Origin of the sequence: Macrococcus animalis (genome assembly GCF_047425875.1) — a bacterium.
Classification (GTDB): domain Bacteria; phylum Bacillota; class Bacilli; order Staphylococcales; family Staphylococcaceae; genus Macrococcoides; species Macrococcoides animalis.
In genome coordinates this window covers 499,539-525,446 of the sequence record NZ_CP179727.1, presented here as the reverse complement: position 1 = coordinate 525,446, position 25,908 = coordinate 499,539, and the positions used below count along the sequence as shown (strand labels likewise).

Here is a 25,908-nt window from a genome sequence, read left to right as displayed (position 1 = left end):
TAACATAAGAAATTTAGTAATAATATTGACGTTATTTCTTTTCTTCAATTGGATGCATTACTTCATCGATTAAACCGTATTCTTTTGCTTCATCTGCAGATAAGAAGTTATCACGATCAGTATCTTTTTCGATTTTTTCAATCGGTTGTCCTGTACGTTCTGATAATATACTATTTAATTTTTCGCGTGTTTTTAGGATATGACGAGCAGCGATTTCTATTTCAGTCGCTTGACCTTGAGCACCACCTAAAGGTTGGTGAATCATAACTTCTGCATTTGGCAATGCGAAACGTTTACCTTTGGCACCCGCTGCTAATAAAAATGAACCCATTGAAGCTGCCATTCCGATACAAATTGTTTGAACATCTGGTTTAATGTGTTGCATCGTATCATAAATTGCCATGCCTGCGGTTACGCTTCCGCCTGGAGAATTGATATATAAATAAATATCTTTCTCTGCATCTTGTGCTTGTAAAAATAAAAGTTGTGAAACGATTGAATTGGCTACGTTATCATCAATAGCAGATCCTAACATAATAATTCTATCTTTAAGTAAACGTGAATAAATGTCATAAGCACGCTCACCACGGTTTGTTGACTCGATTACTGTTGGTATTAAATTCATAATATATTGCCTCCTTATTTACTGTTAAAAATAATATACACTATAAAGTCAAATATAGTCAAAGATTTGAACTAGTGTTCAAAAATTTCTTATTCATTGTTAATACTATTATAATAGTAGTGAGTATATATTCATAGTGAAGCGCAACAATATATTAAACATTGCGTTTTTATAACTTAATACATAGATAACATAAAAATAAAGATTAGATGAGGGAGATTATAATGAAAGAATTAATATTGTATATTCAACCCAATTGCGGATTATGTGAAGATGCTAAAATTCAAATCAATCTTGCAAAAGAAGATGTCAAATTTAATATAGAAGAAGTTAATATAGAAGAAAATGAGGTATTGAATACTTTATATTGTTTGAGGGTACCAGTACTTATAGACAGATCAAATCAAAAAATTGTCCAAGAAGGGCAAGTTGATTTCGTAACGATTATAGAATATTTTACGGATGACATTAATAATGTGTAGTTATTTACATAAGTAAACTGTTTATTAACCTTGCTTATGAACAATATAATAAAAATTTTTAATGTAAACGTTTTTAATTTTTCTTAATGCTTGCAAAAGAAATGAATGCTTGTTATGATTGCTTTGTAACGTAAGTTGGTTTTTGACCCATGCGGGACGAAACGAGTCCAATTAGCGTTATCAATTAAAGGAGGAGTCACATGAATCATTTATTAAAGGTTCAACAACTTCTGATTCCCGATTTAATTGAAAAGATGTATCGACGATATTTAATCTTAGATACAATTCATCTTCATCAACCGATTGGTCGCAGAGCCTTAAGTGACATTTTATTGATTACTGAAAGGGTCTTACGATCAGAGATTGATTTGTTGAAAGCACAAGGCTTAGTCAACATATCTTCTAAAGGTATGACGATTACAGATGAAGGAATAGACTTATTGTCAGAACTGCAATCTTTAATGGAAGGTTATGCAGCACTCGAAAGTTTATCTCAACAAATTAAACTGCATTATGGTTTAAATGAAGTGATTGTTGTAAATGGTAATGTTGATACAGACGACATTGTTAAGAACAGACTCGGTGAAGCAGCAAGTAACGTACTTCAACGCATTGTTCAAGATGGTGATATCGTATCAGTTACAGGTGGATCAACGATGTTAAGTGTCGCAAACCAACTTAAGCCATTAAACAAACGCATAACATTTACACCAGCACGTGGTGGTTTAGGTGAAGACTTGTCTTTTCAAGCAAATGCTGTTGTTCAACAAATGGCTGAACATGGGAAAAGTCAGTTTGAAGTTTTATATGTGCCAGATCAAGTGAGTGAGGAAGCATATAAAACACTAGTCAATGAACCTTCTGTGAAACGTGTTCTTGATCATATAAAGCACGCAAACATACTGATACATGGTGTGGGTGATGCTATGAAGATGGCTAAGCGTAGACATTCTTCAAATGATGATTTCAAGATGCTTGATGAACAACAAGCAGTTGCCGAAGCATTTGGTTATTACTTTAACGCAGCAGGTGAGGTTGTTCATAAAGTGAGAACAATTGGTATTCAATTGGATGATTTAAACGAATCTATGAAAATTATTGCTGTTGCAGGTGGTAGTACTAAACAGCATGCTATTGAAGCATATTTAAAAGTTGCACCGAAACATACAATATTAATCATCGATTCAACAGTTGCACATTGGTTAACGCAACAAATTAAACAACAAGCAATGCCTGTACTATAATAGCTCAAGTATTAAAATTAAAGAGAATAGCTAGAATTACATGCGTAATATTTTTCTTTTGTAGAGATTTGTGGTTATAATTAAGGTGTTGTTGTATTAGGTAATGTTAATAGTTAATTTATACTTATTGTGTACATTCGCTATTAATGCTCAACAAGGATTTACTTAGGGATTAACCCTAATAAAATATAAAAGATATATAAAGGAGGCCATTATTCATGGCAGTAAAAGTAGCAATTAACGGTTTTGGTAGAATTGGACGTTTAGCATTCAGAAGATTACAAGAAGTAGAAGGTATCGAGGTAGTAGCAGTAAACGACTTAACAGACGATAAAATGTTAGCTCATTTATTAAAATATGATACAACTCAAGGTCGCTTCAAAGAAGAAGTGGAAGTAATCGAAGGTGGTTTCCGTGTTAATGGCCGTGAAATCAAATCATACGACAATCCAAACCCTGCTGAATTACCATGGGGTGAATTAGAAATCGATTATGTTTTAGAATGTACTGGTTTCTTTACTGATAAAGAAAAAGCACAAGCACATATCACAGCTGGTGCGAAAAAAGTATTAATCTCAGCACCAGCTACTGGTGATTTAAAAACTGTAGTTTACAATGTAAACCACGATGTTTTAGATGGTACTGAAGAAATCATTTCTGGTGCTTCATGTACTACTAACTGTTTAGCTCCTATGGCTAAAGTATTACAAGACGAATTTGGAATTATCGAAGGTTTAATGATGACAGTTCACGCATACACTGGTGATCAAAATACATTAGATGCACCACATGCTAAAGGTGACTTCCGTCGTGCACGTGCTGCAGCAAATAACATCGTACCTAACTCAACTGGTGCGGCTAAAGCAATCGGTTTAGTTATTCCTGAATTAAAAGGTAAATTAGATGGATCAGCACAACGTGTTCCAGTAGCAACTGGTTCTGTAACTGAGTTAACAACTATTTTAGAAAAAGAAGTAACAGTTGAAGAAGTGAACGCTGCTATGAAAGCTGCTTCTAATGAATCATTCGGTTACACTGAAGATGAGATCGTATCTTCTGATATCATTGGTATCACATACGGTTCATTATTCGATGCAACACAAACACGTGTTATGACTGTTGGTGACCACCAAATGGTTAAAACAGTATCTTGGTACGATAACGAAATGAGTTACACAGCTCAATTAGTTCGTACTTTAGAATACTTTGCTGGACAAAATAAATAAGAATATTAACACGCGTAAGCGGGAGAAGATTACGCTTCTCTCGCTTATTTTAATATTAGGGTTTCATTGTTACAATAAACATGGTAAGAACTAATATTTTATAGGAGGCCACAAAGATGGTTAAAAAAATTGTTTCAGATTTAGACTTAAAAGATAAAAAGGTTTTAGTACGTGCAGATTTCAACGTACCTATGAAAGATGGTGCGATTACGAATGATAACCGCATCGTAGAAGCATTACCTACTATTAAATATATTATTGAACAAGGTGGTAAAGTTATTTTATTCTCTCACTTAGGTAAAGTGAAAGCTGAAGAGGATAAAGCGAAGTTATCATTACAACCTGTAGCAACACGTTTAACTGATTTATTAGGTAAAGAAGTGAAGTTCGTAGCAGAAACGCGCGGAGCTGCATTAGAATCAGCAATCGAAGGTTTAAAAAGTGGAGATGTACTATTGTTTGAAAACACACGTTTTGAAGATGTAGATGGCAAAAAAGAAAGCAAAAACGATCCTGAATTAGGTAAGTATTGGGCTTCTTTAGGTGATGTATTTGTAAATGATGCTTTTGGTACAGCTCACCGTGAACATGCTTCTAACGTTGGAGTAGCAACTCACTTAGAAACTGCTGCCGGTTTCCTAATGGAAAAAGAAATTAAATTTATCGGTGGTGTTGTAGAAAACCCAGAACGCCCAGTTGTTGCAATTTTAGGTGGTGCAAAAGTATCAGATAAAATTGGTGTTATTGAAAACTTATTAAAGGTTGCAGATAAAGTATTAATTGGCGGCGGTATGGCTTATACATTCTTAAAAGCACAAGGTAAAGAAATCGGTCAATCATTATTAGAAGAAGATAAGATTGAATTAGCGAATGATTTATTGGCTCGTGGTGAAGGTAAAATAGTATTACCGGTAGATGCTGTTGTAACAAAAGAATTCTCAAATGATGGTGAAATTTCTACAGTATCTGTTGATGAAATTCCACAAGAATTACAATCATTAGATATCGGACCAAAGACCATTGAATTATTCAAAAATGAATTAGAAGGTGCTAAAACTGTTGTATGGAATGGACCTATGGGTGTATTCGAAATGAGTAACTTTGCAAAAGGTACAATCGGCGTTTGTGAAGCAATTGCGCATTTAGAAGGTGCTACTACAATTATCGGCGGTGGAGATTCAGCAGCAGCAGCAATGGATTTAGGGTTTGCTGATAAATTTACTCATATTTCAACAGGTGGCGGAGCATCATTAGAATATTTAGAAGGTAAGGAATTACCTGGTATTAAATCAATCTCTGAAAAATAAAAAGGTGGATGTTAAAATGAGAAAACCAATTATCGCAGGAAACTGGAAAATGAACAAAACAGTAAAAGAAGCAAAAGACTTTGTATCAAACTTACCATCTTTACCAAGCACAGATAGCGTTGATGCAGTGATTTGTGCACCAGCTATTCAATTAGATGCTTTGGTAAGTGCAAATGTAGAAGGTTTAAACATTGGAGCTCAAAACTGTTATTTCGAAGATAATGGAGCGTTTACTGGTGAAACTTCTCCTGCAGCATTAAAAGACTTAGGTGTAAAATATGTTGTATTAGGACACTCTGAACGTCGTGAATACTTTGGTGAAACAGACGAAGATGTAAATAAAAAAGCTTTAGCTGTATTTAAGCATGGTATGACACCTATCATTTGCTGTGGTGAAACAGATACTGAACGTGAAGCTGGCGAATTCGAAGCACGTGTTGGATCTCAAGTATCTAATGCATTAAAAGGCTTTACTGAAGAACAAGTAAAATCATCTGTTATTGCATATGAACCCATTTGGGCAATCGGAACTGGCAAGTCAGCTACAAGTGAAGATGCAGAAAACTCATGTAAATTCGTTCGTTCAATCATTGAGAAAGATTTTAATACAGAGGTTGCACAAGCAGTACGTATTCAATATGGTGGTTCTGTTAAACCTGAAAACATTAAAGAATATATGGCAAATGAAAATATCGATGGCGCATTAGTAGGTGGCGCATCATTAGAAGTTGATTCATTCGTAAAATTGTTAGAAGGTGCTAAGTAATGAAAAGCCCAACAGCTTTAATTATCTTAGATGGCTTTGCATGTCGACAAGAAACATTCGGTAATGCAGTAGCTCAAGCGAATAAACCGAATTTTGATCGATATTATAATAAGTATCCACATGAGCAGTTAATGGCATGTGGGCTTGATGTGGGCTTACCTGAAGGACAAATGGGTAACTCTGAAGTAGGACATTTAAATATCGGTGCGGGGCGTATTGTATATCAATCATTAACACGCATTAATAAATCAATTCAAGATGGTGACTTTTTTACTAATGAAGTGCTACTTGATGCGATGAAACATGTGAAAGAACATGAATCTGCATTACACTTAATGGGATTATTATCTGACGGTGGAGTACACAGTCATTATAAACACTTATTTGCATTATTGAAACTCGCAAAAGAGCAAGGTATTGAAAAAGTATACGTTCATGCATTTTTAGATGGTCGTGATGTGGGTCAACAAACTGCGTTACAGTATATTGAAGAAACTGAACGTCAGTTTAAAGAAATCGGTGTGGGTCAATTTGCATCTGTTTCTGGTCGTTATTATGCAATGGATAGAGACAAACGATGGGACCGTGAACAATTAGCATATGATGCCATGACATATGGTAAAGGTGTGGAGTATAAATCAGCTAGAGCTGGTGTTGAGGCAAGTTATGCTAATAATGTGAACGATGAATTTGTTATTCCTTTCGTAGTAAAAGATGATGAAGTCGGATCAGAAAATACTGGCGTAAACGATGGAGATGCAATGATTTTCTTCAACTTCAGACCTGACCGTGCGGCACAATTATCTGAAGTCTATACAAATGAAGAATTTGATGGCTTCAAAATGGATAAACGTTTAATCGGTATTAAATTCGTTACATTTACGAAGTACAATGATCAAGTGAAAGCAGATGTTGTATTTGTAAAAGAAGATTTAGTGAATACAATTGGTGAAGTTGCAAGCCAAAACGGTTTACAACAACTACGTATTGCTGAAACTGAAAAATATCCACATGTCACTTACTTTATGAGTGGTGGACGCAATGACGAGTTTGAAGGAGAACGCCGTGTATTAATTGACTCTCCAAAAGTTGCGACTTATGATTTAAAACCTGAAATGAGTGCATATGAAGTACGTGATGCATTACTTGCTGAATTAGATAAAGGGGACTTAGATTTAATCTTATTAAATTTTGCTAACCCTGATATGGTTGGTCATTCAGGGATGTTAGAACCCACTATTAAAGCAATTGAAGCCGTTGATGAATGTTTAGGTGCAGTTGTGGATAAAATCATTGAGATGGGTGGAACAGCGATTATTACTGCTGACCATGGTAACTCTGATGAAGTATTAACGGAAGATGGTACACCAATGACAGCACATACGACAAACCCAGTACCAGTAATCGTGACACGTGAAGGTGTAACTTTACGCGGTGGTGGTAGATTAGCAGATTTAGCACCAACATTGATTGACTTATTAGGTGTTGAAAAACCCGTTGAAATGACAGGTGAGTCATTAATTCAGAAATAATTCATATTTGAATTAAAAGTATTACTAAAATTAATTTTATTAATTGATTATTAATGATAAATCATGAATAATAAAGTAGAAAATAAAACAAACAACAAAGGAGTTTTACAAATGCCAATTATTACAGATGTTTATGCACGCGAAGTATTAGATTCAAGAGGTAACCCTACAATTGAGGTTGAAGTATTTACTGAAAGTGGTGCGTTAGGTCGTGCATTAGTTCCATCAGGTGCTTCTACTGGTGAACACGAAGCAGTTGAATTACGTGATGGCGATAAATCTCGTTATATGGGTAAAGGTGTTTTAAAAGCTGTTGAGAACGTTAATGAAATTATTGCTCCAGAAATTATTGAAGGAGACTTCTCAGTATTAGATCAAGTGTCTATCGATAAAATGATGATTGCTTTAGACGGTACAGAAAACAAAGGTAAATTAGGAGCTAACGCAATTTTAGGTGTTTCTATTGCTGTAGCACGTGCAGCTGCTGAATACTTAGGTATGCCTTTATACAAATATTTAGGTGGATTCAATGGTACTCAACTACCAGTTCCAATGATGAACATCGTTAATGGTGGTTCTCATTCAGACGCTCCAATCGCATTCCAAGAGTTTATGGTATTACCAGTTGGTGCACCAAACTTTAAAGAAGCTTTACGTTGGGGAGCTGAAATCTTCCATAACTTAGCGAAGATTTTAAAATCTCGTGGTTTAGTAACAGCTGTTGGTGATGAAGGTGGATTTGCGCCAACATTCGAAGGTACTGAAGATGCAGTTGAAACAATTTTAGAAGCAATTAAAGCTGCTGGTTTAGAGCCAGGCAAAGATGTATTCTTAGGATTCGACTGTGCTGCATCTGAATTCTTTGAAAATGGAACTTATGATTATGCTAAATTTGAAGGTGAAGGCGGAGCAAAACGTACTTCAGCTGAACAAGTTGATTACTTAGAAGAATTAGTAAATAAATACCCAATTATCTCTATCGAAGACGGTATGGATGAAAATGACTGGGACGGTTGGAAAGCTTTAACTGAACGTTTAGGAGATAAAGTTCAATTAGTTGGTGATGATTTATTCGTTACAAACACTAAAATTTTAGAACGCGGTATTAACGAAGGTGTTGGTAACTCTATCTTAATCAAAGTTAACCAAATTGGTACATTAACTGAAACATTTGAAGCAATTGAGATGGCTCAAAAAGCTGGTTACACTGCAGTAGTTTCTCACCGTTCAGGTGAAACTGAAGATACAACAATTGCTGATATCGCAGTTGCTACTAATGCTGGTCAAATCAAAACTGGTTCATTATCACGTACTGACCGTATTGCGAAATACAACCAATTATTACGTATCGAAGATGAATTATTTGAAACAGCTAAATTTGAAGGTTTAAAATCATTCTATAACTTAAACAAATAATAACAACTTTATGTCTATACACATTAGAGGAACGTGACGACGTTCCTCTTTCTTTATGTTTCTTTTTACATATGAATATGTTAATATTATATGAGTTATAAGAATTTGAGGAGGACCATCAATGAATACTTTATTGACAGTATTACTTATTATTGATTGTCTTGTATTGATCACTGTTGTGTTATTACAAGAAGGTAAGAGTAACGGCTTATCAGGAGCAATTAGTGGTGGAGCTGAACAATTATTCGGAAAACAAAAACAACGTGGTGTTGATTTAATTTTAAATAGAGTTACAATTGTTGCGTCTGTTTTACTTTTCTTAATTACAATTGCAATCGGTTATTTTGGTATTTAATAAAGGGTCCGGACATTTTGTTCGGACTTTTTTATTTTTATTTTTGAGTTAAAACACATACAATACAGTTATAAGGAGTTTTTTAGTTATGAGAATACAATTACCAAAGCCATTTTTTTTTAAAGAAGGAAAAAGAGCTGTTTTATTATTGCATGGGTTTACAGGCAATTCGTCTGATGTGCGTCAACTAGGACGTTTTTTACAAAAACAAGGATACACTACATATGCGCCTCATTATGAAGGCCATGGCGTACCACCTGAAGAATTACTTGCATCAAGTCCACATGTATGGTGGAGCCAAGTTGTTGAAGCATATGATTTTTTAAAGTCAGAGGGTTATAATGAAATTGCAGTAGCTGGAGTTTCATTGGGGGGCGTATATAGTTTGAAATTAAGCCAATATCGTGATGTATTAGGTATTGGTACAATGTGTTCACCAATGCATATTAAGACAACAGGGACGATGTTTGAAGGCGTTTTAGCTTATGCGCGTGAATTTAAAAAGCGTGAAGGTAAATCACCGGCACAAATTGAAATTGAAATGGGTGTATTTCATCCAACATCAATGCTAGAAGAATTACAGTCAACATTAGCTGAAATCAGACCGACATTAGGTAACGTTTATTCACCTTTATTCGTTGCACAAGGTCGATTAGATAAGATGATTGATATTGATTCTGCTAATATTATTTATAATGAATCTGAAAGCGATGAAAAAGAACTACATTGGTATGAGCATAGCGGTCACGTTGTTACAATTGACGTTGAAAAAGAAAAGTTATTTCATGACTTTTTAGCATTTTTAGAAACACTAGAGTGGTCAAATTAAAAAGGAGGCAATATATATGCATCTGTTTGAGGAAGAAGTTATTGCATATTTACAATCATTGAAGGGAAATGCAATTACTGTTGAAGAAATAGAAACACATTTGAATTTAAAAGATGCAGATGCCTTTACAGGACTTGTCAAAACATTAGTAGCACTAGAGCAGTCGGGTAAAATCAAGCGCACGAAAAGTGACAAGTATTATATTCCAGGAGCACCCAGTGATTTAGTACAAGGAACTTTAAGTCAGCATAAGAAAGGGTTTGCTTTCGTACGCCCTGAAAATGAAACAATCGAAGATATCTTTATTCCACCGAATAAAATTAATCGTGCAATGGATGGAGATACAGTGCTTGTGAGTGTATCTAAGGCAAATGATGGACGTAATGAGGGTGAAGTAAAAGCGATTCAAAAGCGTGCCATTACACAAGTCGTGGGGACATATACAGAAGCAAGACACTTTGGTTTTGTGTTACCTGATGATAAACGTATTACGCAAGATATCTTTATTCCTAAAGGTAAAAACCTAGGTGCTGTAGAAGGCCATAAAGTATTAGTAGAATTGACGCAATATGCAGATGGTACGAATAATCCAGAAGGTATGGTTAAAGCGATATTAGGACATAAAAATGATCCAGGTGTAGATATTTTATCAATTATTTATAACCATGGTATCAATATTGATTTTAGTCCAGCAACGATCGAAGAAGCGAATAATGTACCAGATGAAATCGATTCAAAAGATTATCAAAACCGAGTCGACTTACGTGATGTATTAACGATTACAATTGACGGTGCTGATGCAAAAGATTTAGATGATGCAATCAGTGTTGAAAAGTTAGACAATGGAAACTATAACTTGATTGTATCGATTGCGGACGTAAGTCACTACGTAACTGAGGGGTCGATGCTAGACCAAGATGCTTTTGAGCGTGGGACAAGTGTGTATTTAGTAGACCGTGTTATACCGATGATTCCACACCGATTAAGTAATGGCATTTGTTCATTAAATCCGAAAGTAGATCGATTAACGTTAAGCTGTGAAATGGAAATTGACCATACAGGACATGTTGTCAATCATTCGATTTATCAAAGTGTAATTAATTCTAATGAACGTATGACGTATGATGCAGTCAATCAAATATTAGAAAATAACGATGATATTTTAATTCACGAATATAAACATGTTCATGAAATGCTGATATTTGCGAAAGACTTAGCAGATATCTTAAAGCAAATGCGTGTAAAACGTGGAGAAATCGACTTTGATTTGAAAGAAGCGAAAATTTTAGTAGATGAAGTCGGTGTACCAAATGAAGTGGTCATACGTGAACGTGGTTTAGGTGAACGTTTAATTGAGTCGTTTATGTTAATGGCGAATGAAACAGTTGCTGAACACTTTGCAAGCTTAAAAGTACCGTTCTTATATCGTATTCACGAGGAACCAAAAGCAGATCGTCTAAAACGTTTCTTTGAATTTATTACGAATTTCGGTTTAATCATAAAAGGCGGCACGGAGAATATCCATCCAAAAACACTTCAGAATATTGGAAAAGAAATTAAAGGTAAACCGGAAGAGCTTGTTATTTCAACGTTAATGTTACGTTCAATGCAACAAGCGAAATATTCAGAACAAAACTTAGGACATTTTGGGTTATCTGCAGAATTTTATACGCACTTTACTTCACCAATTCGACGCTATCCAGATTTAATCGTACATCGATTAATTCGTAAATATTTAATTGAAAAATCAATGAATGATGAGCAAAAAGAATTATGGAATGAAAAGTTAGTTGATATTGGAGAACATACATCTAAACGTGAGAGACGTGCGATTGATGCTGAACGAGATACTGATGATCTTAAAAAAGCTGAGTATATGATTCAACATTTAGGTGAAGAATTTGATGGGATTATTAGTTCAGTTGCTAACTTCGGAATGTTCGTGGAACTTGAGAACACAATCGAAGGTATGGTGCATAATTCAAATATGACAGACGATTATTATCATTTTGATGAACGTCATATGGCGATGATTGGCGAACGACATGGTAAAGTGTTTAAGATTGGTCAAAAAGTGAAAGTAAAAGTAGTTAACGTAAATGTTGACGAACGTATGATAGATTTCGCAATTGTCGGCATGGACATGGAAAAGATTGAAAGTAAAATTAGAGAAGTGAAGATTAAAGCTGAACGTAGAAGTGGTGGAAGTAATACAAATCAGAAACCACGTAAAAAAGGACGCGGCAAAGCGGCTGGTGAAAAGTTCAGTAAAGCAGCGAAGAAAAATGGTGGAAAGAAACCATATTATAAATCAAAAACTGTGAAGAATGCAGGTCGAGGTAAAAAGAAATAGAGGTGAAGTCATGCCAAAAGGTGACGGAAAAACGTTAGCGCAAAATAGAAAAGCAAGTCATGATTATACGATTGAAGAAACGTTTGAAGCGGGTATCGTATTACAAGGAACTGAAATTAAATCAATCCGTCGTGGGAGTGCGAACTTAAAAGATTCGTATGCGAGAGTCTATAATGGCGAAATGTATGTTTATAATATGCATATTGCGCCTTACGAAGAAGGTAACAGATTTAATCATGATCCTCTACGAACGCGTAAGTTACTCATGAAACGTAAACAAATTGATAAATTGTTCGGACAAACTCGTGAGCAAGGATATGCATTAGTACCACTTAAGTTATATATTAAGAATGGCTACTGCAAGATGCTTGTTGGCCTTGCAAAAGGTAAGAAAGATTACGATAAACGTCATGCGTTGAAAGCAAAAGAAGCGAAACGTGAAATGGATAGAGCAATGAAAGAGAAATATTAACTATTAGAACGATTAGTTAGGTGTTATATACGAAGGTATCTATGTATCGTTTTTGAGTAACTGAATATGCAACTAGTAAGAAATATAAAGCTTATACCATATCGGAACTGACCCCATTTAATGAGACAAAATAAAAAAGCACTCTTGTTGAATTCATATTAAAATGAATTTGATAGGAGTGTTTTTATTACGAGGTAGCGATATACGACTTCATATTGATACAATTATATGTACATAAAATTATTGGGATGTGATTAGATGAAGAACAAATTACTTGCAATACTATTCATTTCAGAATTCTTTTTATTGTTATTAGGTATCTTTTTTGATGTATATAGTACAAACATTGGCATTAAGGATATATATTATAATAGCTGGATTACTAATCATTTAGTTTATAAAGCAAATACAGTAGGAACTTTTACTGGATGCGCGCTTATTATATTTACTATTTTTATAATTTTTATTCCGATGCAGCTAATAGAAGATTATAAAAATAAAAAGATCAGTATACTGATTTATTTATATATGATACCAATATTTTTTTATACAATCTATTTATTAATGCGTGGTGTGAGTTATATTATTGATTTTTTAATCAACTAAGAAATACGAGGTGTTTTATTATGGAAAAGAAAAAGTATACTGTCATTGATGAGATTAAGGTATTCTTCTATGTGATATGGAAAAGTATTAAAGTTATTTTTGATATTATTATGTGGTTGCCTGCTAAGATATTTATGTATTTATAGAGTAAGAACAAAGACTAAACATTATGTTAAGCACATCTGAATGTACTGCGGCTAATCTGTGGCAACAAAAATAAAAACCCTTTAGCACAAAGGCTAAAAGGCTTATGTATGGAGACGGCGGGAGTCGATTATAGCAATATTGATAGTAATTAGAAAATGCTCAAAGCACTGATATAATAGCGTTTTCGATACCTAGCACAATAGCAATATATCGTATAAATTATAAGTTTTAATCAAATTTGGGGGAACGATTAGCCCTCTAAATTGATAGTTTTTTTACTGTTATCAAATTTAGTATTTAAACCCTCTTTGAATACAGTAGCGTACTTAATATTTGGCTTACCATCTTCAAGTGTGAAATGATATTTGGCTACTGGTTCATTATCTTCTTTTATCGTTAGATCCTCACCAGCAACAACAACTGCATAATTTTGAACATCACTAATTATAAAATTCCATTCTGAAAAATATTCAATATCAAATTTATTAATTCTGTTTTTATCCATGAGATGCATTATCTCTTTTTGAGTAGACGGGTACAAGTGACCGTATCGGGTAGTTACCTCTACAGTAGATGAATGACCAAGCCGAGATGCAACTATCATTGGACTAGCGCCGTTATTTATCAATAAACTAGCATGGCTATGTCTGAATGAGTGTATTACGATACGTGGTATTTTATCACCTAATGAGTCCAGCACCGTCTTATACCATCTATCTATAGTGGACTCACTGAATGGCTTAGTGAATGTACCAAACAATACATAGAAGTCTTTATATACGTTGTTTTGCTTGTACCATTCTTGATACTGCTTCAATTCCTGCATTATATGATCTGGTAGATAAACATCACGAGTTGATGCCTTTGTTTTAGTCGTTGTAATTGTACCGTGATAGTCCGTTTTATCTATATGGATATAACCCTCATTCCAGTTAATATCATTCCATGTCAAAGCCCTGCATTCGCCCTTACGACATCCAGTCCAATAGAGAAGTGAGAAAAACATTCTATGTTGTAATGATGGTACAGCATCAATAAATGTATTGAATTGGTCAAGAGTCCAGTATTCAAGTCTCTTATGTGACTCTATTTCAAAATTCCCAACTAATGATGCAACATTCTTTTCAAGTCCGTGATAGGTGATAGCATGGTTTAATATCTGTACCAAGAATACATGCATCTTCTTAAGGAACTCACCGCTATAACCCTCATTTAACTTCTTATTCTGAAACTTCATTATCAATTTAGTATCTATTTCAAATACATCAGCTTTATTAAAGAATGGTAGTAAGTGATTATTTAAATGTGTTTTAAGTGCTTTGATGCTGGATGCTTTACGTCTTGCAGAATACCATTCAAGATATTCACTGGCTAACTCATCAAAGGGTAGCTTATTTATCTTGCCTATGCCCTCTAATTCATCAATAAACCTATTACATTCTTGTACAGCATCTTTACGCATCTTAAAGCCACTTCTTGAAATCTCTTTACGCTTACCAGTTACATCATAATATTTAAGTCGGAAGTAATAAGTACCACGCTTTTCATCCTTATAAATGTTATGTGAGATTTTTAGATCGTGCATAGATTAGTCCTCATCATCCAAAGTTTTATACATCATTTTTGTTAGTTCAAGTTTAAGAGTATCAATATCATTTGAACTATTTTTATATTCTGTAAACTTAGATTTATTTTTTAAATTATGTACGCTTAACCTATATACTTTATTTGGTGGTAAGTCAGTATATTTATTTTGTAGTGAAACAATTTCGTTTTCAGCTCGTAATAATATATCAGATAATTCTTTCATTAAATTCTCATCAATACTTTTATCTATTAATTCAATTTTACCCATAGTAAATAGAGAACTTTTTTCAAATTCTAAAGGTTTATTAATTATATTGTAATTGTCAACTTGAATTGAAGTTTCTACAACTTTATTGTGAACATAACTAATTAAATTAATATTAGTTTTAACGTTTTTCTCATATTCTGAAACAAAAACTGAAGATAAGCTAGATGCATAATGATCATTTTCATTAAGGTTATCTAAAGTCACACCTAAATTTTTATATGGAGGAAATTCTAAAATTTCTTTGACAGCTTTTCTTATTAATTCATTTAATTTTTCACCATCTACATGCAATAAGGCTTTCCCACTTTGTGTGTTGCTAGGATATTTTTTTAAAGCGATATTATATAATTTTTTACCCACTTTTAAATACTCATCTTCATAACCTCTTAAGAATGCAGGAGAGACATTAAACAATTCAGCTAATTGATTTACTGTTTTATCTTTAGGATTTTTTACTAATCCTTTTTCGTATTTATTTATTGCAGCTTTTTGAACACCTATTCTTTCACCTAATTGTTCTTGTGTCCATCCTTTTTTAACCCTTAATTCTTTTAATCTTTCACCAAATGTCATTTTATCACCTTCCTATTTAAATATATCATTTATTCTGGAAATTAGATAAAAAAGTTTCTTAAAAAGACACATATTTAATACAGTGAGTGTAATAATACAACAAAAAGTATCTTAAAAAGATGCATTTGCACTTGAAACGATTAATATATTCGTGGTAGAATCAAAACAAGAGGTATCTTAAAAAGATACTTCTTAAAAACAATACATAAGTATCTTAAAAAGATACAAGAAGGAGGTGCTACTATTATGAAACATTATAAACTTTGGATTGCTCGAATGGAGAAGAATATGAGTCAAAGAGAAGTTGCAAAAAGAATCGGAATTTCGCAAGGCCGATATGGTTTGAAAGAATCAAAAAAAGCTTCATTTACATTAGAAGAATGTCAAAAACTTGCACAGTTATTTAATACTACTATTGACGAACTGTTCAAAGATGAAGAAAGTATGGTGAGTTGAGTGGTCAAATTAATCTTTAGAATTTTCATTTACTCAATATTGACGGTATTAATCGTAACAAAAATTACAACGGATATTGTTTTACAGCAACAAATGATTTATTGGATCGTGTTAGGTCTTACAACTATGGAAGCAATGATTAAATATAAATTTACTGGAGGAATTACAAATGATTAAAAAATATTTGGCAGGTAGAAAAGAACGCATTGAAGCAGGAGAATACGGGAGCATTATTGTTGGTAACATCATGCAGAAGAAATATGAAATCAAGTCTAAGAAAATCAATAAACGTATGGAGAAGCTAAGAGAATTAAGTGAGTTGCAGGAAGCAAAGAATATCGCAGTATCTAACGAATATATGTTAACAACTGATGAAGTAAAAGATGTAATTGATATGGTCAACAGATTATTTTATGCAGTTGAAATAGCTTCTGGTGAATTAGAAAGTTATTCATACAATCTTGATACTAAGAGATTATTATTAGACGAATTATTGAAGAAGAATAACTTTAATGATGAACTTGGAAATTTATCTGATGCAATTACTACATTTCAGCATTTCAATGGAGGTAATGGCAATGACTAAAACATATAAACAACAATTAGAACAAAGAATTGAAGAACTAGACAACGTAACGTTTCTACAGGTACACCGTGAACTTAAAGAAGTAATCAATAAAATGAAGATTGCACAGGCTTCAATAAATAATCAATGTGACATTATCACAGCAACATATTGTGCTGGTATTATAGAAGATTTAAAGGCGACACACGAAAATTATATCGAACGCATCACATATTCAGATTTATGGCGAGGAGAACATGGGGAAGAGCATCAAGAGTTATCAGAAGAAGAATTAAATAGTGAGGTGTTTTAGATGGATTTAAGAGACTTACAGGCACAAATTGAGTTACTTCAATTAAAGGTGAACGCTTTGACTAATCATGCATACAATCATCTTGGCGAATTAGAAGTGATGATTGAACAAGATTGGATAAAGAAAAACCCTATCACTAGACGTTATTTAGTAGAACAAATGCAAGACTGTTACATCAACGCAACTATAATTTCAGACATTGAAAAAGATGTAGAGCGATTAAAAGAGGAATTTTGCAAAGAAAAAGCCGATACTTCACGTAAAAACACTTTGGCGAGTGATGAAGTACCAGCTGGGAACGACTGATTGAAAAATCAGTCTCCTTTATTATATATGAAATGGAGTTGTTTTTAAATTGACTTCTAATACTACTATTATATCACATTATAAGTCACTTGATGCAGGAAGTTACATTGCGACTAAGGTATTAACATTCCAAGAACTTCTGAAATATTTCAAGCACAAGAAAATTGATTCAGAAAACAAATATGCAGCAGGTTTATATTTACTGGCGGAAATGAAAGAGTCGAGACGTAAGGACTCAAATGTATTGACTAGGACGGCTATTGTTTTAGATTATGACGAAATTCCAAACGAATTCGACTTAGTTAAATTCTTTGATGAGAACATGGCAACTAGCTATATATTGCATTCTACATGGTCACACACAGACGAGAATAAGCGTATAAGAGTCATATTGCCATTAAGTGAGCCATTACCAGCTAAGTATTATTCTATGGCAGTTGGAATGTATGAGAAAGCTATTGGAATTCTGTGTGATCCAGCAAGTAAAACAGTCAGTCAAGCAATGTCAAGACGAGTATTGAAGTCAGAAGATGCACCAGAAATATTTGAGTACAAAGATACAAAGTTTATTGATACAGAAAAATTAATTGCCATGATTGAAAAAGAATTATCTTCAGATGGTGATATTAATTTTAAGGTTGAATACTCAAATAAGCGTGATGGTAACTGGTGGAGTTCGTTGTCCTATGGAGTCGGTAACGGTCAACGTAACAGTAGTTTAGCAAGTTTGACTGGTTTATGCCTTAGGAAAAACATGCCGTTACAAGCGATGTATGGACTTCTATGGTGCTGGTCTCAACAGTGTGAACCACCTATTGAAGAAAAAGAATTCCAGAAAACAGTTGAGTCGATTATTAAGAAGCATATTGAGGGTGGTGGAATGATTATAGATGAGTGATAAAACAAATGTTCTAAATTTAGCAGAAGAAACAGCGAAAAAATACGCAACTGAAATCGAACGTACTAATAAAAGTACATCACCATGGTTTAATGGTTCAACATTTTTGCATGATGAATTCGCTCAATACATGATACAGCGTTATCAAATAATAATGATAGATGACTTACTACATTACTTTACTGGTACGCATTACGAGTATTTGGATGATAACGAATTCAGACGTATGGTGATTAAGATTTTACCTATATTGACCGAGCAGAAGCGTAAAGACGTATATTATAACGTGTTAGGTAGAGCAACAGTAAAAGAACGCTCACACGCAAGATTTGTTTCGTTAAAAAATGGTGTGTTCGATGTCAAAGATAAAAAATTCGTATCAGATCCAAGTGATTATGTAATAACAAATCATATACCAGTGACTTATGATGCCAACGCTTCAAGTGAGGTGCTGGAGTATTTCTTAAATGAAATATCTAATCATAAGAAAGATATAAGACTACTGATTGAGGAAGCTATTGGATATTGCTTGTATAGAAGTGCATTCATGCATAAAGCATTCTTCATTGTTGCTAGAGGTTCGAACGGTAAATCAACACTTTTCAATATGCTATATGACTTCTTTGGAGACAATAATGCCATGCCATTTAGTCTTAAGGATATGGAGAACAACTTTAAATTATCTGGAACAATTAATAAATTGGTGCTAATTGGTGATGACATATCATCCAGCAAGATGGAAGATACCGAGATTTTTAAAAAAATGGTATCTGGTGAGCGTATTTATGCAGACAAGAAGCGTAAAGATGCTTTTACAATCTTGAACACTGCAACACTTATGTATAGTGCTAACGAGTTACCACCGATACACGACCAGTCAAACGGTCTAAGTAGAAGATTAGTGATAATACCCTTTGAACGCACATTCAGTCACGATAATGACAATCTTGATTTAGAGATGCCAGATAAATTAAAAAGTGATGCGGTCAAGTCTACACTGCTTAATTATGCTATTGATGGTTTGCATAGAATACTTGAAAATAAGAGATTTACAGAGCCAGAAGAAGTCACAAATGCCATCCATGAGTATAAGGTTAGAAATAATATTCTAATGCAGTATGTGGAAGATAAGAGGATTGAAAACATATTGGATCATGAGACTGATGAGGTTTATAAAGACTTCTCAATCTGGTGCATGAAAAATGGTTTAAAAGCCAAGTCCAAAACATTCCTCACTAGAAGCCTTAGCACTACTTATGGAATCGAAATTAAAAGAACCACTAAACGAGTGAATGGATATCCTCAAGTATTTAAATATTACGTTTTAAAATAACATACGACATACGTAAAGCCATACGTCTAAACGTTGTTATATCAGTCATCTTATGGCTTTGTATGTTAGATATTTAATATTTTTAAACTATTAATAATATATATATTCTCTACATGTATATAGCGGGAGTAACTAGAAGATTTTAATGACATACGTCATACACAGGGGATAAACCCTTATGTATCAACACTTTGATTGTATGGCATATATATTTGTATGTTATTTATCAAAATGACATCAGAATTGGAGATTTGAAAATGAAAGTAAAAATATTCAGAAGAAATACTGTAGAAGTAAATGTTCCAGAAGATTATATTGGTGTTATTTCACCATATCGTGATGAAAACAATAAAGAGTACCAAGCAAGAATTAATGAGTTTATATCTAGTGTGAATGTTTTGAGTATTACACCCGAAACAAATGGTGGTTTTGATGAAAATGGTGGAACTATTACTACCAATTTAATCATCATGTATGAAGAGAAGTAAAACAACTGCAAAACGTGTAAGCAGTCTAATAATTACATGGTGCTGGTGAACGTGCTACCACTAAAAATATAAGCATGGTAATAGTAGTGTTAAACATTTGAGGAACCTCCTTTTAATTCTGTCGGTAATTAAAATTACTGGAGGAATTAAGAAGATGGATAAACAATTAGAATTAAAAATTAAAGCACAAATGAGTCAAGAACATTTAGACGTAAAGAACATTATTGAAAACAATAAAACTGAAGCAATCACAAGAAAACAGATTGTAGCTTTATTAGGTAAAGACGAAAAGTATTTTAGAAGATTGAATATTATCATCAATGAACTTGTAACTATTTTTAGAGAGCCTATTGGTAGCAGTTCAATTACTATTCGCAATGGGTACTTCTATTGCAGGAATGAAGTTGATTTTTATTTTGCTAAGGCTTCATTGTATTCACGAGTAGAGAATATTGGTGAACGGTTGTCGATAATAAAAGAACTTGAGAAAGAAAAGTTAGGGGAATAGCATAAAGTCCGACAGTCGAGATGACAGGCGGAAATAATTATAAACTGCTGCTGCATCTAGGTGTTAATGCAGGATTGTAATTTGGTTTATGGCTATTTACCTCTTAGCTGGTGAGTCTATATGGCTCACTAGCACGTTATTTAAAAACTAAAATTATTTGGGGGATATACAAAATGAAAACACAAAAGAAATATGAAGAGTACCAAAAATTATATATTAAACAAAATAAAGAATTAGAAGTACTTGAAAAGCAATTAATAGACAATCAAGAGGAAATTAAGAAGCTTGAAACTAGCTACAATGAAGCGTTAAAAAAAGCCGATGAAGTTGAAGCAGAAAAGTATTTTAATATGAAAATTAAAACAGAAGAAGAACAAAAGAAATTGAAAAATCGTATTAAGATTAAGCGTGATATGACACAAGTAGTTATTAAAGAAAAGAAGTTTGAAACATTGATTGATGCTAAAAATTTATCTGATTTGTATAAAGATGATGTATCAAATGCATATTCAAAATTAGAAGATGCAGCACGTAAATTTAATGAAGCTATCGAGAATATCAATCAAATAAATGATGCATATGGTGCAGAAGAACAGAAGTATAGAACGTTGTTAGATTCTTTAACAGATAATGAGCGTAAAGAATTAAGAAGTAAAATAGGCAATGTTACAAATTTTAATAAATACATGGTAGTAAGTCCTAACCACATTAAACAATCACCACAGGGACAATTAATTATACAGGAGGACAAATAATAATGACTTATGTTAATACACTAGAAACAATTAAAAATATCAACGTTAATTCTGAAATGAAGCAACAACTATTAATGGCAGTTGTGAATGATTCTGAAAATGTAAATCTATCAAATAGAGAAACTGAGTTATTAACTGAATTGAATGATCATGTAAAAGGTAATGCAGGTAGTCCAGTTACGCAATCAAAAACACAGCGACCAACAACACTGCAAGAAATTGCAGAAGCTAAACGACTAATCAAGTAAAAATATATGACTGGTACATCTTAATTGGTGTATCGGTCTTTCATACTATTTTAAGGATGTGAATAAATGAAGCTAACGGAACGACAAAGACGGTTTGCAGATGAATATATTATTAGTGGTAATGCTTATAGGTCATGTATTGATGCTGGATATAGTGAGAAGTACGCACAAAAAAGCAGCCATCTACTATTGGAAAATAAGGGAATTAAGCAATATATAAATGAACGGTTAGAAAGTATCAAATCTGATAAAGTGGCACAACAAAAAGAAGTATTAGAATATCTTACAGCAGTCATGCGAGGGGAACAAACAGACGAGGAAGTTATACCATTATCAAAGGGTAGAGACGGACAAGTTATAGAGAAAGTCGATAAAAGAGCAGATACAAATGTACGTGTTAGGTCAGCCGAGTTATTAGGTAAACGTTATGGACTATGGACTGATAAGGTCAAAACAGATAAGACAAAAGCCGAAACACGATATATTGAGGAACGTATCAAAGTAATATCTCATGAGGATAATGGCAACGAGCATAAGTTAATACAGTTCTTTGATAACGTGAACAATGAAATATTCAAACAAAATAAAAATGCTGGAGGTAAGGAAAATGGTTAATTATGAGTTTGATGTAACAGTTAAATCTGAAATTGTACAGATGGATAAAATAGCAAAGGTAATTGATCCAACAATTAAGGTTGGTACAATATTTGATAAATTCCCACCTAAACCAGCAGGACATGACAGAACAGAATATCTAGAGTTGAAACTGCAATACTTTGAAGAAAAAGAAAAGGCTTTTCGCAATGTAATTGAAGAAGTAAAACGTATGACATCTAAATAATTGAGGTGAGCCGATGAAGTTTAAACGATGTACCACCATTCTCAAATACAAGAAAGTTGACCGATTAACCGAGTACCAACTGTTAAGAGATTTTTCACCATCTTCTATTAGATTTAATATAGCATTCATGACTATGCAGATAAACGAGATGTACCATCTTTCAGTGAGTCACACGACTTTCAGCGATGTATTGGGTGTAATAACTATTGGTACACCAGTTGAAACATTAGCATGTTGGATAATCGAGCAGAAACAAGCCTTAGAACGCTACAAAAAGAAATCTAATAGTAATATGCATCTTTTAAAAAAATGCTTATATACGTACTCTAAAGACGACCAAAAGGAAGTCAAACGTTACTTATCCAGCAACGGAAGATATGGCAATACAGAAGTGATTGACCGATTAAGATACGACCTATACCAACATACAAACAATGCACGTATTCAACGAAATAAAGCCCGTGAGGATACAAGATTGCTTAACATATACAAACATAAGCGATATAGGTATAGACCCGATGTATAGCGAACGCACGGAACTAAGAAGATTTATAATGAACTATCACAAGATACATTCAATAGATGCTGGTGATGATCTAGAACTTGATGATACTGACTTCTTTAACATTGATGGTGCTATAGATATGAATGTGAATGATGCATTGGAAGAATATACGCAATTAAGCTATGTAGTAAGCATTAATGCGATTATAGATAAAGTGTATCAAGTGGGAACGATTAAACAGCAGTACATGTTCATGTGTATGTTACGTGGTATGAATTATGAAAGGATAGGGGACTTATTCAGTATGAGTAGCAGTACGGTAAAGGTTTATATTGATAGATTATTGGATAAGGTGATAGAGGATAGCCATTAAGTTGGTTATCCCTTTAATATTAAATGTGTCCAAAATGTGAACGGAAATTATTTGACTTTTATTCGAAAGTCTACTTAATGTATTGTTTTTGATATATAAGAGGGTATATACTAATTCAAAGAGAGAAGGGGGAATTACAATGACATTACAAGAGAGAAGTACTATAACTTTGAACGAAAAAGCAGCTATACAATTTAGTAAGACTCAATTCAAACCGTTTAAAAATAGGTTGGATAATTCAAAAAAAACCGTTGATAATCCATTTAAGAGTTGGGTAAATACGAGGACTTCTTATACTAAGTGAATGACGAAATAGTACACCAATTATATAGTATTAATGAAATTCGTGATATGATTGAAAATGAAGATTACTTTCTTGAATTTTATAGAACTGAAACAGCCTCTTTTGAAACAAATTCCAACCCTAAAATTGCTAGTTATTTAAAAGAAAAGGCATTGAAACAAAACGATGAAAATAATGTGAGAACATACTTAATTATAGATACACCTGAACTTAAAATAATCGGCTATTTTTGTATAAAAGTTATCAATATAGAATTTGATAGCAATGTATCTAATAAGACAAAAAAGAAAATATCGTCATCTGCTGCAAAAAATAATTCCTTTCCCGCACTATTGATAACAAAATTGGCGAGGAATGATAATTATAAAGGTATTGTAGATGGTAATGTAATTATGGAATATGCTTTATCAATAGGTCAAGAACTGTTTAATAAACTGGCACTGCGACATATTTGTGTTGATTGGTTTGAAAATGAAAAATTAAAGACATATTATTGTGACGAGTGCGGTTTTGAAGAATATCAAGTTATCAAAAAGAAAGATTTAGATGGCTCGGACGTAAATTTGGTGTCAGCTTTCTATAAATATAGTTAACCACTTACTCATGTAGGTGGTTTTTTTATGTCCGACATTCCGATTCTAAGCACGATAACTTTTAAAAGCAAGGTAGTTATCAGTTAAATGTATCATATCGCTATGTGGATATCGTCATTTCATTGTATATTTGAATTATCTTAATTATATGTGAGGTTACTATTATGAATGTCATTGACAGACGTTTGTTATTCATGCAACAAGATGAAATAGACCACATGATCTATAAAGTACTAAATCAAGTGAATCAAAAAGGATTAGTAAATACAGATAGCACAGGTTTTACAGAGAATGAACTTGTGGCATTTATGATTCTATTATGTGAATCTGGCTGTGTGGAAGTAATAAAAGAACCTATTAATAATGGTAAAGTAATTGAGATTAAAGACAGATATAAATTAACTAAATACGGTTTAGAGATGCTGGAGGAGTACTCACACTAATGTGTGGCTTTTTCTTATTGCCAAAATACACATTATTAGTAATAATTAAATAGTAAATAATTTTATTCAAAGGGTGGGTTTATTATGAATTACAAGTTACTAGGTACAACTATTTTAGCGACATCTGTATTATTGGGTGCATGTGGTGGGGAACAATCAATTAAAGAGAATAAATCAGAAACAACAGCTAAGAAAGTTGAAAAAGAACAACCTAAAAAAGAAGAAAATACAGGGTTAAAAGACAACACAGCAGCATTAAATGATATTGATGTGAAAGTTTTAGAAACTGAATTTATTCCAAAAGGTACATATGAGGGACAAGAAAAAGACCAGTTAGGAATTATTTATGAAGTGAAAAATAAATCGGATAAAGAGATTGATCCAATTAGTGGCTGGTATGCAACATTTGAAGCTACTCAAGATAGTAAAGATACAGTACGTAAGTTAGAAACAGCACCAATGCCAAATATAAAAAAATATCAAGATTATTTAGATACTCAATTAGACATCATTAAAAAAGATGGTACATTAAAAAATGCAATGGCTTATGAGTTAGAAGATACAACAACACCAGTAATTTTAAAAGCTACTAAGGGTGTAGGTGGCGAGAAATTAGGCGAGATTGAAGTTAAAATAGAAAAATAATTGATTGAAGCCACATTTATTATTAGTGTGGCTTTTTATATGGCGATTTTAAGATACTTAACGCATAACTCATAACTACCCACAAAATAAAAGTTATCGTGCTTAAAATCGGAATGTCGAAGTGGTAATTATTATGGGGTAGCAAAAAAACGACCTCATTTTGATTGTTTAATAGAATGTATTTTTAGTGTTATATTTAATGTAACATTAATAATACTTTGAGGTGTTTTTTATGGAAAAGAAAAAGTATACTGTCATTGATAAGATTAAGGTGTTTTTCTATGTGATATGGAAAAGTATTAAATTTATTTTTGATGTTATTATGTGGTTACCTGCTAAGATATTTATGTATTTATAGAGTAATAACAACGATTACACATCGTATTAAGTACAAGCGAATTGATTGAAGAACTTGAGTATGAATTGAAAATCGTCGGGTTCCACAGAACCCAACGAGAAAAAACAAGAACCTAAAAAAGACACACGCACAAACGCAAAACTTGTCGAACTTGCAGGAGTGTCAAAAAAAACAACTGTAACGAGAGC

General features: G+C 33.1%; 34 protein-coding genes and 1 pseudogene. 32 read left to right on the top strand and 3 right to left on the bottom strand.

The window, feature by feature from the left end; genetic code table 11:
• Positions 1-31: 31 nt before the first annotated feature.
• Complete coding sequence (clpP, locus tag ACMGE9_RS02710) at positions 32-625, bottom strand: ATP-dependent Clp endopeptidase proteolytic subunit ClpP (RefSeq protein WP_414043722.1); 594 nt, start codon at positions 623-625, stop codon at positions 32-34.
• A gap of 224 nt (positions 626-849) precedes the next feature.
• On the opposite strand from clpP, the gene ACMGE9_RS02705 reads away from it, so the two are divergent.
• From ACMGE9_RS02705 to ACMGE9_RS02645, 13 genes are all read left to right on the top strand, one after another.
• Positions 850-1,107, top strand: coding sequence for a glutaredoxin family protein (locus ACMGE9_RS02705; RefSeq protein ID WP_414043721.1), 258 nt, complete (start codon positions 850-852; stop codon positions 1,105-1,107).
• A gap of 200 nt (positions 1,108-1,307) precedes the next feature.
• Complete coding sequence (locus tag ACMGE9_RS02700) at positions 1,308-2,351, top strand: sugar-binding transcriptional regulator (protein WP_414043720.1); 1,044 nt, start codon at positions 1,308-1,310, stop codon at positions 2,349-2,351.
• Positions 2,352-2,569: 218 nt separating this feature from the next.
• The gene (gene gap, locus ACMGE9_RS02695; protein ID WP_414043719.1) at positions 2,570-3,577 is read left to right on the top strand and encodes a type I glyceraldehyde-3-phosphate dehydrogenase; all 1,008 of its coding nucleotides are present in this window, start codon (positions 2,570-2,572) and stop codon (positions 3,575-3,577) included.
• A gap of 116 nt (positions 3,578-3,693) precedes the next feature.
• Positions 3,694-4,884 (top strand): phosphoglycerate kinase, encoded by a 1,191-nt coding sequence (locus ACMGE9_RS02690; protein ID WP_414043718.1) that lies wholly within the window; start codon positions 3,694-3,696, stop codon positions 4,882-4,884.
• Positions 4,885-4,900: 16 nt separating this feature from the next.
• Complete coding sequence (tpiA, locus tag ACMGE9_RS02685) at positions 4,901-5,650, top strand: triose-phosphate isomerase (protein WP_414043717.1); 750 nt, start codon at positions 4,901-4,903, stop codon at positions 5,648-5,650.
• Positions 5,650-7,182 (top strand): 2,3-bisphosphoglycerate-independent phosphoglycerate mutase, encoded by a 1,533-nt coding sequence (gene gpmI / locus ACMGE9_RS02680; protein ID WP_414043716.1) that lies wholly within the window; start codon positions 5,650-5,652, stop codon positions 7,180-7,182. Before tpiA ends, gpmI begins: the two co-directional genes overlap by 1 nt.
• 111 nt (positions 7,183-7,293) lie before the next feature.
• Positions 7,294-8,598, top strand: coding sequence for a surface-displayed alpha-enolase (eno, locus tag ACMGE9_RS02675; protein ID WP_414043715.1), 1,305 nt, complete (start codon positions 7,294-7,296; stop codon positions 8,596-8,598).
• Positions 8,599-8,719: 121 nt separating this feature from the next.
• Complete coding sequence (gene secG / locus ACMGE9_RS02670) at positions 8,720-8,953, top strand: preprotein translocase subunit SecG (RefSeq protein WP_414043714.1); 234 nt, start codon at positions 8,720-8,722, stop codon at positions 8,951-8,953.
• 88 nt (positions 8,954-9,041) lie between these two features.
• The gene (locus ACMGE9_RS02665) at positions 9,042-9,782 is read left to right on the top strand and encodes an alpha/beta hydrolase (RefSeq protein WP_414043713.1); all 741 of its coding nucleotides are present in this window, start codon (positions 9,042-9,044) and stop codon (positions 9,780-9,782) included.
• A gap of 16 nt (positions 9,783-9,798) precedes the next feature.
• On the top strand, positions 9,799-12,135 hold the full coding sequence (rnr, locus tag ACMGE9_RS02660; protein ID WP_414043712.1) for a ribonuclease R: 2,337 nt from the start codon (positions 9,799-9,801) through the stop codon (positions 12,133-12,135).
• A 10-nt stretch (positions 12,136-12,145) separates the two neighbouring features.
• Positions 12,146-12,607: an SsrA-binding protein SmpB gene (smpB, locus tag ACMGE9_RS02655; RefSeq protein ID WP_099580384.1), complete on the top strand. Its 462-nt coding sequence runs from the start codon at positions 12,146-12,148 to the stop codon at positions 12,605-12,607.
• A gap of 258 nt (positions 12,608-12,865) precedes the next feature.
• Positions 12,866-13,213, top strand: a complete 348-nt coding sequence (locus ACMGE9_RS02650) for a hypothetical protein (RefSeq protein ID WP_414043711.1) — start codon at positions 12,866-12,868, stop codon at positions 13,211-13,213.
• Positions 13,214-13,233: 20 nt separating this feature from the next.
• The gene (locus ACMGE9_RS02645; RefSeq protein ID WP_414043710.1) at positions 13,234-13,359 is read left to right on the top strand and encodes a hypothetical protein; all 126 of its coding nucleotides are present in this window, start codon (positions 13,234-13,236) and stop codon (positions 13,357-13,359) included.
• A 503-nt stretch (positions 13,360-13,862) separates the two neighbouring features.
• On the opposite strand, the pseudogene ACMGE9_RS02640 reads toward ACMGE9_RS02645, so the two are convergent.
• Together ACMGE9_RS02640 and ACMGE9_RS02635 are read right to left on the bottom strand one after the other, a co-directional pair.
• Positions 13,863-14,945: pseudogene (locus tag ACMGE9_RS02640) on the bottom strand (tyrosine-type recombinase/integrase); the annotation flags it as partial.
• A gap of 3 nt (positions 14,946-14,948) precedes the next feature.
• Complete coding sequence (locus ACMGE9_RS02635) at positions 14,949-15,788, bottom strand: helix-turn-helix domain-containing protein (protein WP_414043709.1); 840 nt, start codon at positions 15,786-15,788, stop codon at positions 14,949-14,951.
• A gap of 288 nt (positions 15,789-16,076) precedes the next feature.
• On the opposite strand from ACMGE9_RS02635, the gene ACMGE9_RS02630 reads away from it, so the two are divergent.
• The 19 genes from ACMGE9_RS02630 (at position 16,077) to ACMGE9_RS02540 (ending at position 25,720) form a co-directional block, all read left to right on the top strand.
• Positions 16,077-16,244, top strand: a complete 168-nt coding sequence (locus tag ACMGE9_RS02630) for a helix-turn-helix transcriptional regulator (RefSeq protein ID WP_414043708.1) — start codon at positions 16,077-16,079, stop codon at positions 16,242-16,244.
• Complete coding sequence (locus ACMGE9_RS02625) at positions 16,245-16,421, top strand: hypothetical protein (RefSeq protein WP_414043707.1); 177 nt, start codon at positions 16,245-16,247, stop codon at positions 16,419-16,421.
• Positions 16,414-16,830, top strand: coding sequence for a hypothetical protein (locus ACMGE9_RS02620; protein ID WP_414043706.1), 417 nt, complete (start codon positions 16,414-16,416; stop codon positions 16,828-16,830). The genes ACMGE9_RS02625 and ACMGE9_RS02620 overlap by 8 nt, the downstream gene beginning before the upstream one ends.
• Positions 16,823-17,122, top strand: a complete 300-nt coding sequence (locus tag ACMGE9_RS02615) for a hypothetical protein (RefSeq protein ID WP_414043705.1) — start codon at positions 16,823-16,825, stop codon at positions 17,120-17,122. The genes ACMGE9_RS02620 and ACMGE9_RS02615 overlap by 8 nt, the downstream gene beginning before the upstream one ends.
• A complete protein-coding gene (locus ACMGE9_RS02610) occupies positions 17,123-17,428 on the top strand; it encodes a hypothetical protein (RefSeq protein WP_414043704.1) in 306 nt (101 codons plus the stop codon).
• Between the two features lie 49 nt (positions 17,429-17,477).
• Positions 17,478-18,326, top strand: coding sequence for a primase alpha helix C-terminal domain-containing protein (locus ACMGE9_RS02605; protein WP_414043703.1), 849 nt, complete (start codon positions 17,478-17,480; stop codon positions 18,324-18,326).
• Positions 18,319-19,659, top strand: coding sequence for a phage/plasmid primase, P4 family (locus ACMGE9_RS02600; RefSeq protein ID WP_414043702.1), 1,341 nt, complete (start codon positions 18,319-18,321; stop codon positions 19,657-19,659). Before ACMGE9_RS02605 ends, ACMGE9_RS02600 begins: the two co-directional genes overlap by 8 nt.
• 257 nt (positions 19,660-19,916) lie before the next feature.
• Positions 19,917-20,147, top strand: a complete 231-nt coding sequence (locus ACMGE9_RS02595; protein ID WP_414043701.1) for a hypothetical protein — start codon at positions 19,917-19,919, stop codon at positions 20,145-20,147.
• Positions 20,148-20,301: 154 nt separating this feature from the next.
• A complete protein-coding gene (locus ACMGE9_RS02590) occupies positions 20,302-20,655 on the top strand; it encodes a hypothetical protein (protein ID WP_414043700.1) in 354 nt (117 codons plus the stop codon).
• Between the two features lie 173 nt (positions 20,656-20,828).
• Entirely contained in the window at positions 20,829-21,410 is a 582-nt protein-coding gene (locus ACMGE9_RS02585; protein ID WP_414043699.1) for a hypothetical protein, read from the top strand.
• A gap of 2 nt (positions 21,411-21,412) precedes the next feature.
• Positions 21,413-21,658, top strand: a complete 246-nt coding sequence (locus ACMGE9_RS02580; RefSeq protein WP_414043698.1) for a hypothetical protein — start codon at positions 21,413-21,415, stop codon at positions 21,656-21,658.
• Between the two features lie 66 nt (positions 21,659-21,724).
• A complete protein-coding gene (locus ACMGE9_RS02575) occupies positions 21,725-22,273 on the top strand; it encodes a terminase small subunit (protein WP_414043697.1) in 549 nt (182 codons plus the stop codon).
• The gene (locus ACMGE9_RS02570) at positions 22,266-22,499 is read left to right on the top strand and encodes a hypothetical protein (protein ID WP_414043696.1); all 234 of its coding nucleotides are present in this window, start codon (positions 22,266-22,268) and stop codon (positions 22,497-22,499) included. Before ACMGE9_RS02575 ends, ACMGE9_RS02570 begins: the two co-directional genes overlap by 8 nt.
• A gap of 133 nt (positions 22,500-22,632) precedes the next feature.
• Positions 22,633-23,025 (top strand): spore coat protein, encoded by a 393-nt coding sequence (locus tag ACMGE9_RS02565; RefSeq protein WP_414043695.1) that lies wholly within the window; start codon positions 22,633-22,635, stop codon positions 23,023-23,025.
• A gap of 28 nt (positions 23,026-23,053) precedes the next feature.
• Entirely contained in the window at positions 23,054-23,377 is a 324-nt protein-coding gene (locus ACMGE9_RS02560; protein WP_414043694.1) for a hypothetical protein, read from the top strand.
• A gap of 300 nt (positions 23,378-23,677) precedes the next feature.
• Positions 23,678-24,274, top strand: coding sequence for a hypothetical protein (locus ACMGE9_RS02555; RefSeq protein WP_414043693.1), 597 nt, complete (start codon positions 23,678-23,680; stop codon positions 24,272-24,274).
• Positions 24,275-24,438: 164 nt separating this feature from the next.
• The gene (locus tag ACMGE9_RS02550) at positions 24,439-24,717 is read left to right on the top strand and encodes a hypothetical protein (protein WP_414043692.1); all 279 of its coding nucleotides are present in this window, start codon (positions 24,439-24,441) and stop codon (positions 24,715-24,717) included.
• Between the two features lie 84 nt (positions 24,718-24,801).
• Positions 24,802-25,362 carry a DUF5067 domain-containing protein gene (locus ACMGE9_RS02545; protein WP_414043691.1) on the top strand — a complete coding sequence of 187 codons (561 nt, stop codon included), beginning with the start codon at positions 24,802-24,804 and terminating at the stop codon, positions 25,360-25,362.
• Between the two features lie 232 nt (positions 25,363-25,594).
• Entirely contained in the window at positions 25,595-25,720 is a 126-nt protein-coding gene (locus ACMGE9_RS02540; RefSeq protein WP_414043690.1) for a hypothetical protein, read from the top strand.
• Positions 25,721-25,908: the final 188 nt, after the last annotated feature.